This window comes from Nitrospira sp. Ecomares 2.1, assembly GCF_965152585.1.
The window spans coordinates 1-17,872 of record NZ_OZ224219.1 but is presented as its reverse complement, the minus strand read 5'-3'; the positions used below and the strand labels follow the sequence as shown (position 1 = coordinate 17,872).

Genomic DNA, 17,872 nt, shown 5'->3' with positions numbered 1-17,872 from the left:
GGCCACCGGGGCTCAAGGGTTGATATACCGCTCCCGGAGATAGCTCAATAAATCTTTCACATGGTCACGAGTTCCTACGGCCATTCGGAGAAGATCCGGGGTTTCATAGAGGTGGCCATGGCGGTGAACCCGTTCCCGCAAAAAATTCAGAATGGTCGCGAAATCCCCCTCTTCGATACGGTGCTCCAAATCCGGGAAGCCTTCCCGTAAGACAGCAAAGAGCGAAGCCGCGTAAAGATTTCCCAATGTGTAACTCGGAAAATACCCAAAAGCCCCACCCGCCCAGTGGGCATCCTGCAACACACCTTCCGCATCATCCTTTGGTCGCACTCCCAGGTACTGCTCACTCAATTTGGCCCATTCAGCCGGAACATCTTCAACCGTAATGCGTCGCTCCAACAGAGCGAGCTCCATTTCAAACCGCAGAATGATATGCAGGTTGTAGGAAACTTCCTCCGCAAAAATCCGAATGCTTCCAGACTTCACCCGATTGGAAGCGAGGAAAACCAATTCCGGATCAAACGCCTGGCCAGGAAAATGTCGGTCGAACACCGGCCGCAGCCACCGGTAGAACCCACGGGATCGTCCAATCATGTTTTCCCACAGGCGGGATTGTGATTCATGCATGCCGGTTGACGTCGCCGCATACACGGCTGATCCACCTCGTCCCTCCGGGATACCCTGCTCGTACAGCGCATGCCCCAGTTCATGCATCGTCGCCGCCAATCCACTGAGCAGATCCCGTTCGTGAACATGCGTGGCAATACGCACATCCCCGCTGCCCACCCGGCATGAAAATGGATGCTCCGCCTCGTGCAACGCACCTCGTGTCGTGTCGTATCCCACCGCCTTAATGACATCCTGGTGCATCGCCAATTGTTTGGCCTGATCGAATTGGCCGTTGAAGTCAACCGACCCTTTCCGGGCCAGGGCCTGTTGCCGGATATCGGTCAGGCCTTGTTGCAGGGCCCCGAACATCCGGCGTAACTCCTCGACTGTCGTGCCGGGGTCATAGTCTTCAAGTAGAACATCATAAGGATGACGGTTGGGATCAATGGCTTGGGCTCGCTCAAGCGCCAAATCCACATTCGTCTGAAGGCTCTCTGCAAACAAAAGATAATTTTTTTCTTTTTTCGCTTCTCCCCAAGCGGCGACACCACTGGCACCGGCCTTCGCGATCCTGCTGGCGAGTTTCGACGGCACACAAGTCGCCCGGCGGTAGGTTCGGCGCATATTACGAACTGCGGCTTGTTGCTCCGGAGTCAAATCAGGTAGGGCGGCAACCGCCTCAATCAGTTCACCCAGTCGAGGTGAGGTGGCTTGTTCGTGATACAACCGTCCGATCAATTCACTTTGTTGAGCACGGCCCCTTGCCGACCCCGAGGGCATGGTCACTTGCTGATCCCAACCCAATAGCCCTCCAATGCCTGCCAGGGTATCCAGTTCGGCAATCTGCTGAGACAGTTCATCCCATACTGATATGGTCATACACCATTCCCTTCCCTACACTAGACGGTTGGTTTGGAGTTGCCAGGGTTTTCAAACAGAGGGGCATGAAACCGTTCCGGTAAGTTCTCCCTCAACGATTGTGAAACGCCTTTGCGAGATTCTCGCCGGCTTGCTTGAGAACCTGGCTCGTTTTGGCAAAAGCAAAGCGGACGAGGTGCTGTCCCAGATCTGTCGCCTGATAGTAAAAGGCACCACCGGGAACCACCGCCACCTTCGCCTCCGTAATCAACCGCCTGGCAAACGATTGGGAATCACCCTGGTGTTTCCATGGCCCGTAACCGGCTAACAGGTAATAAGCCCCTTGAGGGGCATAGGGCTCAAATCCACTGTCAATCAGCATCTGCATGGTGAGGTCCCGACGCCGCAGGAATCTCGCGCGTAGGTCGGTGTAATAGCTCTCGGGTAAGGCCAGAGCCGTGACCGCCGCGTATTGAAAGGGCGTCGGCGCACAGATCGTGAGGTAATCATGGACGGTCCGGATCGCCGTCGTCACATCCTTTGAGGCCAAGACATAGCCAAGACGCCATCCGGTTGCCGCGTAAATTTTGGACAAGCCCCCGGTGATAACCAGGCCTTTCCAGTCCGGCGCAAGGGTGGCCGGGGCAATATGCCGATAGGGTTCGTAGTAGAGATGATCGTAGATTTCATCCGTCACCACATAGATCCCATGTTGGTCGGCCAAAGCCAGAATGGCGTTCAGTTCTTTCCGCGTGAACACATGGCCGGAGGGATTATGGGGAGTATTCAGGATAATGGCTCTGGTGCGAGGACTGATGGCTGCTCGCAGTTCATCCAGCGGTAAGGCGTAATCAGGTGGGCGGAGGGTCACAAACCGTGGCGTCCCGCTCGCAAAATACACAGCCGGAACGTAATTTTCGTGGGCGGGTTCGATGATGATAACTTCATCGCCAACCTCGACTAACGCCAGCATCGCCGCCACGATCGCTTCCGTCACCCCACAGGTAATGGTGATCTCTGTCTCAGGGTCAAAGGTAAGACCATGACGTTCATGGACATGTCTGGCAATGGCTTCGCGCAACTCTGCCAATCCCCAGGTCACGGAATATTGATTGAGATCATGGGCAATGGCATCAATCGCGGCTTGTTTCACCACAGGCGCAGTGGGAAAGTCCGGACGGCCTTGAGCCAGGTTAATGGCTTCATGCTCCATGGCAATTCGCATATTTTCGCGAATTTGCGATGGTCCGATCCGGTCCAGTCTGGAGGGAGGGGAAAAGGTCATGGGTGTATTCGTATCACCAAACAATGGCATGGCTTACCTTCATATTAAGAAATGGATACATACACAGGCAGAGCCGGCGATTTCATTTGCCGGCCAGGCATGAATAAAACAGCATGGTAAAAATTGTGGGACTCGTCAGAATAGGAGATCTCATGGAAGTTCTTCAACTTCCAAAGGAAAACAGCCAGGAAAGCATATGTGGCGGATACCGAAAGAATGAGAGTCGGAGGCTATTAAATATATCAAATATTTGGGCTTTTCATCGGCCTATGTGTGACAAAGACTTCGCAAAGGAAATTGAGGGAGTGCTCAAAAAGGGACGTTCTGTCCTGGTGCTTCTCGAAGGGAAGGCCGCAGCCGCTTGGGCGAGCGGAGCGTACGGAGGAGTACGTGAGCACGACCACGCGGCGAGAACGCCGCTGGCGGCCTTTTTCAACATTCCCTTAGGGAAGGGGAGAGTCCAGTGTGAGCAGCTCCCGCAACTGGTCTAACAGCATCTGTTTGCCTTCCCCGGTGTAGGCCGATAGGAAAAGCGGATCCTCCTCCATGCCCAACCCCTCACGTAATTCCCGAAGCGCCGCCTGGCGATTTCCCCTCGTAACCTTATCGGCCTTGGTGGCCACCACCATCACGGGAATCCTCAATCCCATCAGCCACTCGACCATGGCCCGATCTGATTCCTGCACCCGGCGGGAATCCACCAGCACCACGACACCCTGTAGGTTCTGGCGTTTACTGAGATAGGCTTCAATTAAAGGCCCCCAAAGCTCTCGAATCCGTTCAGGCACTTTGGCAAATCCGTACCCGGGAAGATCGACTAGCATAAACCGGGGTCCGTTCGTGGCAATCTCAAAAAAATTAATGGTTTGTGTTTTCCCGGGAGTCTTCCCGACCTTGGCCAACCCTTTGTGATTGACCAGGCAATTGATGGCCGATGATTTCCCCACATTGGACCGGCCAACGATGGCCACTTCCGGAAGCGTCGGTTTCAGGAATTGCTCAACCGTCCCGCAACTCGCCTTGAATTCAGCAGAAAATATTTTAAACGCTCCCACGATCAGTTCCTCTTTTTCATTAATAGACGAACAGAGAAGTTGACGACCATCCTGCATGAGTCATCATGAGGCCACCGGGCCATCATATCTTAGGAGGCCAGCGTTTCCCTATACCATTCGTTAAACAACCGGCTGCTTGCTGAAAGCGTAGCTTCTTCATCCCGAATCCACCTGGCAACCAATCCCAACGCACACAATGTATCGGCAACCGGCTTGATCGTCAGCAAGCCAACGGCCCGCGCCACCTCGCTTGGGTTCACCGGTTTGTCCGCTTCAATCACATAGGCCAGCACCTCATGTTCGAGGGGTTCCCGCAGTTGATTCACACAGTCCTGAAAAAATGAAGAAAGCGATTGTTTGACATCATTAACCACCTGTTCAGATCGACCATGGTTTCCTTCACGTAATATTTCAGCCTGGAAGACCTTGAAGATATAAGGATGAGTCCCTGCATAGGTGAGGAGGGTGGCCTGCTGTTCTATGGAAAGATCCGGGCTGAATAGCTGCTGGGCCTCTTTTTCCAAAAACACTGCCAACGGAATAGACTTCAGTGTGTGTGGCAAATTGCCTTCTCTCACCACCTCCCTCCATGCTCGTCCTCCGGCAAAGACCGTGGATCCTCCAGGCAAAAGATCAATGTCTGAAAGCGAACGAGTCTTCCCTTCAACCAGCAGGTCACAGTTATCAAGGAGAAGAATGGTATCAGGATTTGGCGGACGGGAATGGAATCGTTTCCAATCAGCTTCGTCGGCAACATCCACGTACAACGCAGAAGGCCCGGTTGACTTGGGAGAAGGGCCTGCATGATTCAGTTGCCAGGCTAGGTGGAGCAGTAAAGAAGTTTTCCCTAACTTTGGCCCTCCAACAAGGCTCAAAGATTCCCCTCGTTCCAGCCGCCGCAACATATTGCGGACTAATCCCTCACGGCCTTTAAACTCTCCAGGCCGAAAGACAGGCGCCGCCGGATCTGGTGAAGAGAGCTGATCAGTGGGATTGGACATAACAGGGAGTGTAGAAGCTCACTCCAAGGTTGGCAACGAAAACCTCATGTCAGGTGGTATCTGAACACATGACTTGCAGATCGGTGTGCCATGTTGATTAACTAGCCCGTTATTCATTCTACGGATTTATTGTTATGGTCCATCTTTCTATGAAAGCCAATAATGGTTGTAATAATGCTAGTCTTTCGGCTAATGACTTTCGCCATGTTTCTATATTTTTTAGGCTAAATTTGGGAACTCCACGAACTATGGAAACAATTACCTACTTCTTTTATACGAGATGGAACATCAGCTTTAATAAGGAATTGGAGGTGATGCATGTCAGGACGAAAAAAGGGGGCTGTACGATCAGGGAAGGGTGTAATGTGCAACGTCTGCGGGTTGAACTGTGGAAAAGGTGGCGCCCTTAAGAAGCACGTCGAGGGAGCCCATGATGTCCCATACGACAAATATAAGACATGTTTCTATGGATATGTGAAAACTCAGATTGCTGATGCCTGGGATGATTCCGTTAATACTTCAAAAGGACATCCAGTTATCACTCATGTACTTGTGCGACGCTTTATTGGAGATCCTGGTCCACGTGGAGCAACTAGATCTGCCTCAAAAATGGCTTAAAATTTAACAATAAAAGTTGCTACAGCTTAGGTGTCTAGAAGGTTTTTCCTTTTTGTTAAATGACCAGAAAAGGTTTCATGTGATCCTTCGCCAGTTGTTTAGACAAAGAGGGTTGTTTTAGTAAATTACCTTATTACTCCGAACGATAATACTTTCCCAAGGCTTTGATTAAATTTCCCCACCTCCCTAAAATCCCTTACCATTGCTTGAGAGCCAGAAAAAATTATTTGAAAGATTACCAAAATGGCAAATGAAGAAAGAGAAAGTTTCGGCAGTGTCAGTCTAGTACGCCAAGGTTCCCATCGATTCTACTCCTTAACAATGCCTAGTGAAATTTTGGAAAAAACGTGTTTTGTAGTGAACCGTGAAGAAGACCCAATTGAGGGTTTCCAGCGAGAGTTAGATGAAAAAAGAGCTAAGGAGATAGCCGTATATATTGATAGTGGCTTAGGCACAATACCAAGCTCAATTGTACTCTCGGCTCAAGAAGAAGCAGAACTGAAATATGATTCCAAAAAAAAGAGTGTCAGTTTTTTAAAAATTCCAAAAGCCTTTTTAATTATCGATGGTCAACATCGGGTTTTTGGTTTTATGCACGCAAAAACAACACTTAGAGTACCTGTGGTTATTTATTCAGATTTATCAAAAAGAGATGAAACCAGGCTTTTCATAGATATCAATTCCAAGCAGAAGGGCGTCCCGCCTGAACTACTACTGGATATTAAAAAGCTGGCTGAATACGAAAACACCCAGGAAGAATTTCTTCGAGAAGTCTTTGATATTTTTTTACATGATGGAAAGAGTGTGTTGTATGGCAGACTATCACCATCACAGAAAGCCAAGGGGAAGATAACCCGAGCTACTTTCAATACAGCCCTTAAGCCTATGATAAAGGTTTTTCTCGGAAAAACGGCCGAAGAAACATACGAAATTTTCAATAACTATCTCACAGCATTCGACGAGGCAGTCCTGTCAGCCAATGGGGTGCATGAACAACTTTACAACACAACAGTATTCCGAGCTATTTGTGCTTTTTTCGCTATAGTTGCAGCAAAAGTAAAGGATCGTTTTGGAGGGATTTATACTCCCGACAATTTCCATCATTTCCTGAAAGGCGTAGGAGATTCCATTAAGTCTTCTAACCTTAAAAAGCCCGGAGGGGCGTATAAACCATTAGCCCTTATCTTTGAAGAGTCATTAAAAAAATCCTTCACTCTCTGATCATGTCGGAAATTTCTAGTGTCATTGCCCAATTAGCATATCTTGATATTTTTGGAGAAGTTACCAACACGAAAATTGATATAAGAGGATGGGTTGCAAATCAGAGTTATTTAATAGATGAAAATATTTCTGCCGATTCCTTCGTTCTTAGGGTAAATAACACACCTACTCTTAAAGCAGCGATAGCAAATGATTGCAATAGAATGGCTATGGCCTCATTTGAAACTATGGCTGGAATCCAAAAGGAACCTCGCCTTCCCAGAAGTGGTGCGTGGGGGATAATTCGCTCATATTATGCAGCATTTTTCGCCGCTCATACTGTTCTTAGACTATTTGGTAGATCTTGCTCTCAACTAGAGGCAGAACATTTAAAAAAGATTTATGAAATGGCGGTCGCTTTAAACAAGGAGGGTGAAGTCAGGAAAATTGAAAGTGGGTTTTATTATATCCATGTGGCTCCTGATTTCGGCACAGTCTCATTCAAAAAAATAAAAGACTCTCACAAAGATACCTGGGGGTCTTTTTTGAAACTTGTTGAAGAAATAATTAAGACAATCGAAACTACGGCAGCATTAGGTTCCCAAAAACTTGCTGCGAGAGATTTATTAGTCATGATTAGGGATGGAATAACCAAATCCGGTTGTAAGGGTAATTGGCTTTCGATGATAAGAAATCAGGTAAATTATCAACATACTCTTGGAGTGTGGTATCCCTATGAAAATAAAGCACCAACTGGTGATTATTTGCAAAAGGTTTCGGAATATTGGAAAAAGTCCCCTTCTTTTTATGACCTTTCAGATAAACCAGGCGATTTAGAATGCTTTTTCGAATTGGGTGCGTTGTTACTTTCATTTTCTAAGTTTTTGTTAATAAGTTGTTCAAAAAAATCCTTCAGGGTGAATAAAATTTTTGGTAACGGCACTCTAAAACTTCTTAACGAAATAAAGGCCGTTTAAATAGAAATTCAACAATTTTCCGTTCTTTTTGTATCGAAAAAATTCAGAATAATGATTATTGGACTATTCGGTGTCGCCCTTCTCTACCCAATCATCTTACAAAAAAAAGACCATCCGACCAGAGAAGATGATGCTTAAGGAAGTGCTACCGCTATTATTGCCAAAGGCTCACAATTGCAACGTAACCCTGACAGATTTACTATGAGCGCGACTCTTTCATGGCACGGTCGATTTCGCGGCCGGCTTCCCGCTTTTTGATGGTCTCCCGCCGGTCGTAGTTTTTCTTCCCGCGCCCTAGGGCGATTTCCAACTTGACCCGTCCTCTGTCATTGAAATAAAGCCGAAGCGGGACGAGGGTGAGTCCTTTCTGTTGAACTTTTTCGGCCAACCGCTCGATCTCTTTTTTATGCAATAGCAGGGTTCGTGCGCGTAACGGCTCGTGATTCATTTGATTGCCGTGGCTGTAGGTGCCGATATGGCAGTTATGCAGGATGGCTTTGCCATTGATGATGGCGGCGTAACTCTCTTTCAAATTCAGGCGGCCCTCCCGTAAGGCTTTGACTTCGGTCCCGACCAGGACGATGCCGGCCTCGAGCTTTTCTTCTATCATGTAGTCATAGAAGGCCTTCCGGTTAGTACTGAGAACTTTGCTGGAGGGGTCTGTTTTTTGTTTGGCCATGGGTAATTATATCTTGAAGTATGGGATGATGCCGCTATCGGGACTGTTGAAAATGGCCGCCAGCGTCGTTTTCATTGCTTCGAAGGGCTCAACGTACCTACCCGGTACGCCTCGCCCTCCTCGCGACTTGCGGCCTTGCTGGACGGCCTTCCTTCGGCAAAGCTCAGGACAAGTTTTGAACAGCCCCACTTTATTTTATCGTATACCTAACCAGAGTCGTCTGAAATAACAGAATTTCAATTATTCGATAGGCCCCCGCTGCCTACAAGATGCCGGGAAAAGGATCTCTCTCTCTCGGGTCGAGATGACAAAATGGGTATATGCCCAAGACGGATGAATCATTTTGGACAATACGATACAATATTTTCACCATGAGTTCCTTTGAATCGATTCAGAGCCTTATACAAGATTTTTCCAAGGGTAATCCGCTCGGCCTCAAGCTTTCCGAGGTTCAACTTCAACAGGAGTGGGAACACCTTGTGGGTTCGACGATGGCCAAGCATTCCTACCCTGAGAGTATCCGCTTTAAAAAACTGCACCTGGTGGCGGATAATTCCATTTGGCTTCAGCAACTCATGTTTTTGAAACCGGCTATTTTGGAAGCGATTCACTCGATGATGCCGGAACTGGCCTTAACCGAGGTCGTCTTACGTATCGGCTCCATTCCACAGGCTCCCCCTCAACCGGATCCGATACCCCAAGAGCCTCCTCCCTTTATCGGTGAATCATCGCCCTTTGCCACCGGCTTAGCTAAACGCCTGAGTGACCCTGACCTTCAAGTCCTTCTTTCTCAGACTATCACTAAAGCCCTGGCTGAACCACCGTCCTCCACTACAGAGCCGGCGAAGAAGCCTGAGGTTTAGAACTCGCCTCCTCCCAGGTCTCTTGAAATACCCACTGCATGGTAAGTGTTCGATCCGTTGAACCGCTCCGGTTCCAGGGACCGATCCATCCCGCCTGACCTTCGGCATCAGCACGATAGCCTGCTCGAACGGCCTCTTCAAAGTTTTTTCGAAAGGTCTTTTCCGAAGCGTCATCGGCCTCATTGGCGACATACTGATGAAGGTTATCCGGTTCCGTCCAGAATGGATCCGAAAAAATGATGACCTGTAACGTTTGGTATCGTCCGCGAGGATCGTCAGGAGTGGTTGGACGGATTTTCATGTCCCCAAAATCGCGAGTGGCGCGGCCGACATCGCCGAACCGCATAATCAGGGTTTTTATTTCGGGATCACTGGTATAGGAAGGGACGTGGACGGCTACCAACGACCCCTCTTGGGCACCGATACTATAGGGCGGGATGGTGCGGTCTGGTCTTGAGAGAAACATACCGAGGGAGATGACACCTATTCCTCCGATCAAAATGCCCAATCCCATGATGACGATGGGGTCTAATTTTTTGCGTCTTCCTGGTGGCTCAGAGGCTTTGTGAGGGAAATCCAACGCTACAACCTTCCCGGATGCAATCTCTTTTTCCTGCTTCCTCCCGTTTTCCAGGTGAGGTAGAGGTAGGGGAGTGATGAGGGAGAAACGAGCAGGCGAACGGCAGTTCGATCTCCCATCCCTTGCACGGCCTCATCGAATCTTGCGTCCCTCCTTACCAAGGATAGGGATTGCCGTATTATTGATGACCGCTCAATTTCTCTGGTCATCTCGGAACACACCAACGTCTTCGGTTTGCAGGTTTGAGAAGGTCGCGTGACCTTATTCCGTTGAGGATGCCGGTTCGTCCGGCATCTCGCCATTGAGTTCATCCGGATCCGGTTGGTCACTTTCATCGGTCTCTGCGAGTTTGGCCACGCCTACTACTCGATCGTCATCGGGCAAGTGGATCAGCCGAACCCCTTGGGCATTGCGCCCAATTTCCCTGATATCCCCCATGCGGGTACGAAGGATCATGCCCTCTGCGGACATGAGCATGATTTCATCCGTTTCCCAGACTTGATGGAACGAGATGGCCGGCCCGTTTTTCTCGGTGACTTTGACGCTGATGACGCCCTTGCCCGCCCGAGATTGGAGCCGATATTCCTCGACCTGCGTCCGTTTCCCATACCCGCGTTCGGTGACAGTCAGAATTGAGGATTGCGTTTCACTGGTAATCGTGACCATCCCGATGACCTCATTAGTCTTCGCCAACGTGATGCCCCTGACTCCACGGGCCGTTCGTCCCACCGGACGGACATCTTCCTCACGAAAGCGAATGACAATACCCATGCGGGTGCCCAAAAGAATTTCCCTCGTGCCATCGGTGATATCCACACCGATGAGCCGGTCACCTTCCTCCAGCGTCAACGCAATAATTCCGCCTTGCCGGGGATGGCTGAATGCGGCCAGATCGGTTTTTTTGATATAGCCTTTTTGCGTGGCCATCACCACATACTGGTCTTCGGCAAACACCCGGACCGGCAGAGTCGCGGTGACCCGCTCCCCCTGGCTGATGGTCAACAAATTCACAATGGCTTTCCCTTTGCTGGACCGTCCGACATCCGGCAACTGATACACTTTGAGCCAATAGACCCGACCGGCATCGGTAAAGAACAACAGGTAATCATGGGTTGAGGCCGTAAAGATTTGTTCGACGAAGTCCTCCTCTTTGACCCCCATGCCGACTTTCCCTTTTCCGCCACGGCGTTGGGCCCGATAGATGGACACGGCATTTCGCTTGATATACCCGGCATGCGTAATGGTGACGACGACTTCTTCCTCGGCGATCAGATCTTCCATTTGTAACTCGGCTTCGGCCGGGAGAATCTGCGTTCGTCGCTCATCGGAATATTGATCTTTGATTTCTATTAATTCCTGTTTCACGATTTGTTGCACCATCGCATCAGAGGCTAATATGGTGCGCAAATGGGCAATGCGGGAAACCAGTTCGTTATATTCCTGCGTCAGCTTGTCCTGTTCCAGTTGGGTCAGGCGTTGCAACCGCATTTCCAGAATGGCGGTGGCTTGCACCTCGCTTAAGGTAAACTGGCTCATCAGGCCGTGGCGAGCGGTTTCCGGAGAAGACGCTCCACGAATGAGGGCAATGACCTCATCCAGGAATTCCAAGGCACGTCTTAAGCCCTCTAAGATGTGGGCCCGCTCTTCGGCTTTGCGAAGGTCGTACGCGGTCCGGCGAATCACCACTTCTTTACGATGTTCAAGGAACGCGGCCAGAATCTGTTTGAGGGTTAACACCTCAGGACGGTTCCCCACCAAGGCCAGCATGATGACCCCGAAGGTGGTTTGCATCTGGGTGTGTTTATATAATTGATTCAGTAAGACCGATGCGTTTTCATTTCTCTTGAGTTCGATCACCACGCGGAGTCCGTCCCGGTCGGATTCGTCGCGAAGATCGGAAATCCCTTCCACCCGTTTTTCGTGGATGAGGTCGGCGATTTTTTCTATTAGTTTGGCTTTGTTCACCTGGAAAGGCAGTTCCGTCACGATGATGCGCGACCGGTCGGTGCGTTCATCAACCTCGATGTCCGCCTTCGCCCGAAGAGACAACAGGCCACGTCCCGTTTCATACGCGTCTTTAATCCCTTGCGTGCCATAGATAAATCCGGCCGTGGGAAAATCAGGCCCTGGAATGAATTCCATGAGCTCCTGAATGGTCACTTCGGGTCGCTCAATAAGGGCAATCAGCGCCGCCACGACTTCCCCCAGATTATGCGTAGGAATATTGGTGGCATACCCGACCGCGATTCCTCCCGCTCCATTTACTAATAGATTCGGAATCCGAGCCGGCAATACGACGGGCTCTTGGGACGACTCGTCATACGTCGGAGTAAAGTTGACGGTCTCCCGGTCAATATCCACCAGCATTTCCTCGGCCAGCTTGGTTAAGCGGGCTTCGGTGTAGCGCATGGCTGCCGGTGGATCCCCATCGACCGACCCATAGTTTCCCTGACCATCCACGAGGGGATACCGCATATTGAAATCCTGGGCCATGCGGACCAACGTGTCGTAAATGGCTGAATCACCATGCGGGTGATAGTTACCCATGATTTCACCGACAATTTTTGCGGATTTTCTGTAGGGCTTCCCGGAACCCAGACTCATTTCATTCATGCCATACAGGATGCGCCGATGAACCGGCTTCAGTCCGTCTCGCACGTCCGGCAATGCCCGTCCGACAATGACGCTCATAGCGTAGTCCAAATAGGACAAACGCATTTCATCTTCAATGGCAACTTGCGTCAGACGTGGTTCAACCGGCATACGTCACTCCTCGAAAGAGATCATCGCACTTCATGTTCCGCACATTCACGGGACTTGGTCCGGCCCATCGCTCTCTGCACTCAAGACCAAGCCGAGGATTCGACCTTCGGTTCAACAGAGCGGTAAGCAAACGAAGGCACCTGCTAGACATCTAAATTTCGAACTTCCAAGGCATGTCGTTGAATGAAATTCCGGCGGGGTTCAACCTCATCACCCATCAATATGGTAAAGATTTCATCCACTCCGGTGGTATCTTCTAATGTCACCTGCAGAAGACTGCGGGTTTCCGGATTCATGGTGGTGTCCCACAGTTGTGTCGGATTCATCTCGCCCAAACCCTTGTAGCGCTGAATGGACATGCCCCTTTTCCCGGTTTCTAAAAACTCTGTCACCAGATCCTGACTGGTGGAAAATTCCGCTTCCGTGTCTTTGCGTTTTAACCGGTAAGGGGGTCGTCCCAACCCCAACGCCGAAGGAGAGATTTTTTGTAATTCTCTGAAATCTGCAGAACCCACCATGTCGTGAGTCAGGTTCAAAAACTTCTGACTGCCATTCCCTGCCACCCGACAGAGGATGTGGTGAGCCTGATGCTCTTCATCGATCTGAATCGTCAGATCCACGGTGCCTTCGGGGAACGCCAGTCGAAGCCGACGAGTGGCCTCCTCAATTAATACTTCCAAGTCACCACGATTTTTTAACAGATCTTTCGTTAATTGTGGAAAATCCACCAATACGCGGAGCAGCGCCGGTTCAATTTGCTTTTGCCCCTGACGAGTTAAGAGCCCCTCAAAGGCCACCAGCTTGTCTAAAATCGGGATAAGTTCATCTCTGGTCACAAATTCGTTTTGTTCCGGAAGAAAGAGTTGCGTATCCTCCACGGCGAGATTGGACAGATAGGTATTCATTGCCGCTTCGTCTTTGAGATACTTTTCTCCCTTCCCTTTTTTGACCTTAAACAAGGGAGGCTGAGCAATGTAGATATAGCCTCGCTCGATGAGTTCCGGCATTTGCCGGAAAAAGAACGTCAGAAGCAGGGTCCGTATATGGCTGCCATCGACGTCCGCATCGGTCATGATAATGATTTTGTGGTACCGGGCTCGATTGATATCAAAGGCGTCTTTATCTTCCTTGCCTTTTTCAGCATCTTCCCGTGGCCGCCCTATTCCGGTGCCGATCGCCATGATGAGGGTTCGGATTTCTTCACTGGCAAGCATTTTATCAAATCTGGCTTTTTCGACATTCAGAATTTTGCCCTTGAGTGGAAGGATGGCTTGTGAACGTCGATCGCGCCCCTGTTTCGCAGACCCTCCTGCCGAATCACCCTCTACGAGATACAGTTCACTGAATTGCGGATCTTTTTCTGAGCAGTCGGCCAATTTTCCAGGAAGTGACCCCCCATCCAACGCGCCTTTTCTGCGAATCAGCTCTTTGGCTTTTCTTGCCGCTTCCCTGGCCCGTGCCGCATCCACAGACTTCCCGACGATTTTTTTGGCTACCGAGGGATTTTCCTCAAGATACGATCCCAAGGCTTCATTGACGGCCGACTCCACAATGCCCTTAACCTCACTATTGCCTAATTTGGCTTTGGTCTGGCCCTCAAATTGCGGATTGCGGATTTTCACACTCACCACGGCGGTCAGACCTTCTCTCACATCCTCTCCGCTCAGCGATTCTGAATCTTTTTTAAACAAATCATTGGCGGTCGCGTAACTATTGATGGTGCGCGTCAAGGCGGACTTAAATCCGATGAGATGCGTGCCGCCCTCGCGGGTATTAATATTATTGGCAAAGGAATACAAATTCTCCGAATACCCTTCGTTGTATTGAAGGGCCAACTGGAGAATCATCTCGGGTTTTTCCACTTCCACGACAATGGGAGGATGAAGGGGAGATTTGGCTTCATTCAGATGTTCGACGAAAGAGACGATTCCTCCTATGTAACAAAATACCTGCTCTTTTTCTTTTCCCGCCCGGTCATCCTTTAAGCAGATCTCCAACCCCTTATTCAGGAAGGCCAATTCACGAAGTCGTTGCGCCAATACATCAAAACTGAATTCCACAGTTTCAAAAATGAGGGGATCCGGCCTAAAGACCACTTTTGTTCCGCGTTTTTTAGTGATCCCCGCAACCGTTAATGGTGTCTGCGGCTTCCCACGATGATATCGTTGTTCGAATACTTCCCCATTTTGCCAAATTTCCAATTCCAGCCATTCCGAGAGGGCATTCACGACGGATATCCCGACACCATGCAATCCTCCCGACACCTTATAGGCACCCTCCTCAAACTTTCCGCCGGCATGGAGAACTGTTAATGCAACTTCGGCTGCCGATTTTTTCTGTGTGGAATGCAGGCCGGTGGGAATCCCTCTTCCATTATCCGAGACCAGGACACTACCATCCACCTGAAGCACAACCTGTATTTCACTTCCATAGCCTGCCATGTGTTCATCCACACTGTTATCAACAACCTCGTACACCATATGATGCAGGCCATCGACCCCTGTGCTGCCGATATACATGGCGGGCCGTTTTTGAACCGCCTCCAGTCCTTCCAGGACACGGATTTGATCGGCATCGTACCGAACATCAGAATGTTGGCGGTCTGCCGAGTGGGCAGATTCTTGGCTAGGGTTTGTTTCGGATTCCATACAATTTTAGGCTTTGGCTACGTGTGGAAGAAGAAATGTCTGTTGGGTCAAATCCGTCAAACCTTCACGGGCATCACCACCGCTTTGAACGCGGGATTTCCCTGCTCCTGAATCAAACACGGGCTTAAGGGTGTTTCCATTTGAAGGGTCAGCGATTCCGTTTCAATGACAGATAACACATCCAAAAAATATCTTGCGTTGAATCCGGTTGAAAAGCCTTCTCCCACAAATTTAGCCGGGATGTCCTCATCTGCTTCTCCTAAATCCGGACTTTTTGAAGAAAGATGAATGTGATCGGGGTTGATGGACAGTTTCACGGCATGGGCCTTATCTTTCGAAAGGATAGCTACCCTTCGAAGGGCACCCTCCAGATCGGACTTATTGACGGTAATTTTTTTGGAACTTTCTTTCGGTACCACCTGCTGGTAGTTGGGATAGGTCCCTTCCATAATCCGGGAAGTTAACACCAACCCGCTTTTCCGAAAGATTAACATATTTTTGGTAAACCCGAGGAACGGTTGTTCGTCGTCTTCTTCCAGGAGTCGCCGAATTTCTATGGCAGCTTTCTTGGGAATAATGACCTTAATTTCGGCTTCGGGGATTGCGGCTTTCTCGGGAGTCACTTCCTGCTCAGCCCAGGCTAACCGATGGCCATCGGTGCCCACCAGACGAAGTGTCACCGTGGCTCCTGTAGGAATCAGGGTGAGAAGAAGCCCGTTCAACACATAACGTGTATCTTTTTCGCCCACGGCAAATACCGTCTTTTTTAAAAGCTGCAACAACCCTTGGGCGGGGAGCGCCATCAACCCTTCCCGTTCAATAGTTGGAAGGGCAGGGTAATCCTTACTGGGTAAGCCCACCACACGAAATTGGCTTTTCCCGGCCTTCACCGTCACCCAATTATTTTCACCCACGACCAATTCAATGTCGGAATGTCTGATCTCTTTTAAAATATCAAAAAGTGTTCGAGCGGAGAATGTGACCGACCCCGGCTCATGAACCGTGGCTTTATATAATCCTCTCATGCCAATTTCTAAATCAGTCGCCACAATATCCAGGCCTTCCGGCTTGGCCTCCAACAGAATATTCGCCAGGATCGGCATGGTATTCCGCTTCTCCACCACACCCTGCACCCGTTGGAGTGCGGTTAACAAATCCTCCCTGGTAATTTGAATTTTCATATGTTTCCTATGAACGGTGGTTCTATCCCTTGCCGATTTCTTCCTTCAGGCTTTCGATGGTGGCTCGAAGAGTGGAATCTGTTTCCTGAGCCTTCTGCATTTGCTTGCAGGCATGAATAATTGTTGTATGGTCTTTTCCCCCGAAATCTCTTCCTATTTCCGGAAAGGAGGAGTCCGTCATATCACGACTGAGAAACATGGCAATTTGGCGAGGGTACACTAACGTTTTCGTCCGTCGTTTCGACTTCAAGTCGGATATTTTGACATGGAAGCGGTTGGCGACCACTTCTTGTATATCCTCTGTCGTAATCACCTTTCGTTTCCCACCCAGGAGATCACGGAGAATATGTTTTGCCATATCCACAGTGATTTTTTGACCCGTGAGCGACGCATAGGCACCAAGCCGAATAAGTGCTCCTTCAATCTCGCGAATATTGCTTTTTAAATTCGCTGCCAACAACTGGATGACATCCTCATTGATCGCAATACCTTCTTCTTCCGATTTTTTTCGGAGAATGGCAATTCGAGTTTCCACATCCGGTGGTTGAAGATCGGCAATCAGCCCCCACTCAAACCGGGACCGAAGCCGTTCCTCCATTGAGGGCATTTCTTTGGGAAAACGATCACTCGACAACACGATCTGTTTTCCAGCCTCATAGAGAGAATTAAATGTGTGAAAAAATTCCTCTTGAGTACGTTCTTTTCCTGCTAAAAATTGAATATCGTCAATGAGCAGCATGTCCACATTTCTATATCGCCTTCTCAATTCAATCATTTTGTCATAGCGTATGGAATTAATGACCTCATTAGTGAATTGCTCTGTTGTGACATAGGCAATACGGAGATCACCATGATCGGCAATATAATTCCCTATAGAGTTGAGAAGATGGGTTTTCCCCAATCCTACGCCGCCATAAATGAATAACGGGTTATATGCTTTGGCAGGGGATTCCGCTACAGCAAGACATGCCGCATGGGCAAATTGATTACTTGCTCCCACCACGAAGTTTTTAAAGGTATATTTTGGATTAGGAAGAGGTTGCCGTCTTACCCGTTGAAGTTGAACGGGCCCACGGGTTTCTCGAACTTCAGTTTTAAGCTCGGGCAAAGGTTTCCCTTCCCCATCCTGCTCTTTCATGACAAAAATAATCTCTGCCGGATTCACCCCTTCGACATACTGAAAGGCTTCTTTGAGTAAATCCTTATAGTTTCTGCCCAACCATTCCCCAAAAAATCTATTTGGAACACGGATCTGAGCCTGATCTTCATTAAGACCCTCTAAAACCAAAGGCTGAAACCATGTTTCAATGGTGTCATCCCCCACACGTGGGCTGACAAAATTCAACACGTCTACCCAAACTTTTTCATTGTTAATATTAGGTAAATTCAACTTATTCACAATTTTATTCACAGATGTTAATAGTAACGACACCAATCATGGTCCTGCCATTTTTTATTAGACTCTTTCCGATTCCTATCAACACCCTCTACCATAAACTTCATGCCCTCTATCCACAACTTTCACCCAGATATTTTTAAAACTCAAACCACTTTC

Annotated in this window: 13 protein-coding genes; 3 read left to right on the top strand and 10 right to left on the bottom strand. The window is 49.1% G+C overall.

The annotated features are described in order from the left end of the window. Nucleotides 1–12 precede the first annotated feature (12 nt). The 4 genes from ACWHYD_RS00065 to ACWHYD_RS00050 all read right to left on the bottom strand — a co-directional run bounded on the left by ACWHYD_RS00065 (nucleotide 13) and on the right by ACWHYD_RS00050 (nucleotide 4,808). The gene (locus ACWHYD_RS00065) at nucleotides 13–1,488 is read right to left on the bottom strand and encodes a carboxypeptidase M32 (RefSeq protein ID WP_447963909.1); all 1,476 of its coding nucleotides are present in this window, start codon (nucleotides 1,486–1,488) and stop codon (nucleotides 13–15) included. A gap of 91 nt (nucleotides 1,489–1,579) precedes the next feature. Then, entirely contained in the window at nucleotides 1,580–2,782 is a 1,203-nt protein-coding gene (locus ACWHYD_RS00060) for a pyridoxal phosphate-dependent aminotransferase (protein ID WP_447963908.1), read from the bottom strand. Between the two features lie 413 nt (nucleotides 2,783–3,195). Further along, a complete protein-coding gene (gene yihA, locus ACWHYD_RS00055; RefSeq protein WP_447963907.1) occupies nucleotides 3,196–3,864 on the bottom strand; it encodes a ribosome biogenesis GTP-binding protein YihA/YsxC in 669 nt (222 codons plus the stop codon). A 32-nt stretch (nucleotides 3,865–3,896) separates the two neighbouring features. Further along, nucleotides 3,897–4,808 (bottom strand): hypothetical protein, encoded by a 912-nt coding sequence (locus tag ACWHYD_RS00050; RefSeq protein WP_447963906.1) that lies wholly within the window; start codon nucleotides 4,806–4,808, stop codon nucleotides 3,897–3,899. 861 nt (nucleotides 4,809–5,669) lie between these two features. Here ACWHYD_RS00050 and ACWHYD_RS00045 point away from each other — a divergent pair. Further along, a complete protein-coding gene (locus tag ACWHYD_RS00045) occupies nucleotides 5,670–6,647 on the top strand; it encodes a DGQHR domain-containing protein (RefSeq protein ID WP_447963905.1) in 978 nt (325 codons plus the stop codon). Nucleotides 6,648–6,649: 2 nt separating this feature from the next. Further along, nucleotides 6,650–7,603, top strand: a complete 954-nt coding sequence (locus ACWHYD_RS00040) for a hypothetical protein (RefSeq protein ID WP_447963904.1) — start codon at nucleotides 6,650–6,652, stop codon at nucleotides 7,601–7,603. Between the two features lie 199 nt (nucleotides 7,604–7,802). On the opposite strand, the gene smpB is transcribed toward ACWHYD_RS00040, so the two are convergent. Next, nucleotides 7,803–8,282 carry an SsrA-binding protein SmpB gene (gene smpB / locus ACWHYD_RS00035; protein ID WP_447963903.1) on the bottom strand — a complete coding sequence of 160 codons (480 nt, stop codon included), beginning with the start codon at nucleotides 8,280–8,282 and terminating at the stop codon, nucleotides 7,803–7,805. Nucleotides 8,283–8,653: 371 nt separating this feature from the next. Here smpB and ACWHYD_RS00030 point away from each other — a divergent pair, with 371 nt between their 5' ends. Then, nucleotides 8,654–9,145, top strand: a complete 492-nt coding sequence (locus ACWHYD_RS00030) for a DUF721 domain-containing protein (RefSeq protein ID WP_447963902.1) — start codon at nucleotides 8,654–8,656, stop codon at nucleotides 9,143–9,145. Here the strand turns inward: ACWHYD_RS00030 and ACWHYD_RS00025 are convergent. From ACWHYD_RS00025 to dnaA, 5 genes are all read right to left on the bottom strand, one after another. Next, the gene (locus tag ACWHYD_RS00025; RefSeq protein ID WP_447963901.1) at nucleotides 9,114–9,725 is read right to left on the bottom strand and encodes a hypothetical protein; all 612 of its coding nucleotides are present in this window, start codon (nucleotides 9,723–9,725) and stop codon (nucleotides 9,114–9,116) included. The genes ACWHYD_RS00030 and ACWHYD_RS00025 overlap by 32 nt on opposite strands. Before the next feature lie 261 nt (nucleotides 9,726–9,986). Then, complete coding sequence (gyrA, locus tag ACWHYD_RS00020) at nucleotides 9,987–12,488, bottom strand: DNA gyrase subunit A (RefSeq protein WP_447963900.1); 2,502 nt, start codon at nucleotides 12,486–12,488, stop codon at nucleotides 9,987–9,989. Nucleotides 12,489–12,631: 143 nt separating this feature from the next. Further along, on the bottom strand, nucleotides 12,632–15,136 hold the full coding sequence (gyrB, locus tag ACWHYD_RS00015) for a DNA topoisomerase (ATP-hydrolyzing) subunit B (protein WP_447963899.1): 2,505 nt from the start codon (nucleotides 15,134–15,136) through the stop codon (nucleotides 12,632–12,634). A 56-nt stretch (nucleotides 15,137–15,192) separates the two neighbouring features. Then, on the bottom strand, nucleotides 15,193–16,317 hold the full coding sequence (gene dnaN / locus ACWHYD_RS00010) for a DNA polymerase III subunit beta (protein WP_447963898.1): 1,125 nt from the start codon (nucleotides 16,315–16,317) through the stop codon (nucleotides 15,193–15,195). 22 nt (nucleotides 16,318–16,339) lie between these two features. Next, nucleotides 16,340–17,707, bottom strand: a complete 1,368-nt coding sequence (gene dnaA, locus ACWHYD_RS00005; RefSeq protein WP_447965907.1) for a chromosomal replication initiator protein DnaA — start codon at nucleotides 17,705–17,707, stop codon at nucleotides 16,340–16,342. Between the last annotated feature and the right edge of the window lie 165 nt (nucleotides 17,708–17,872).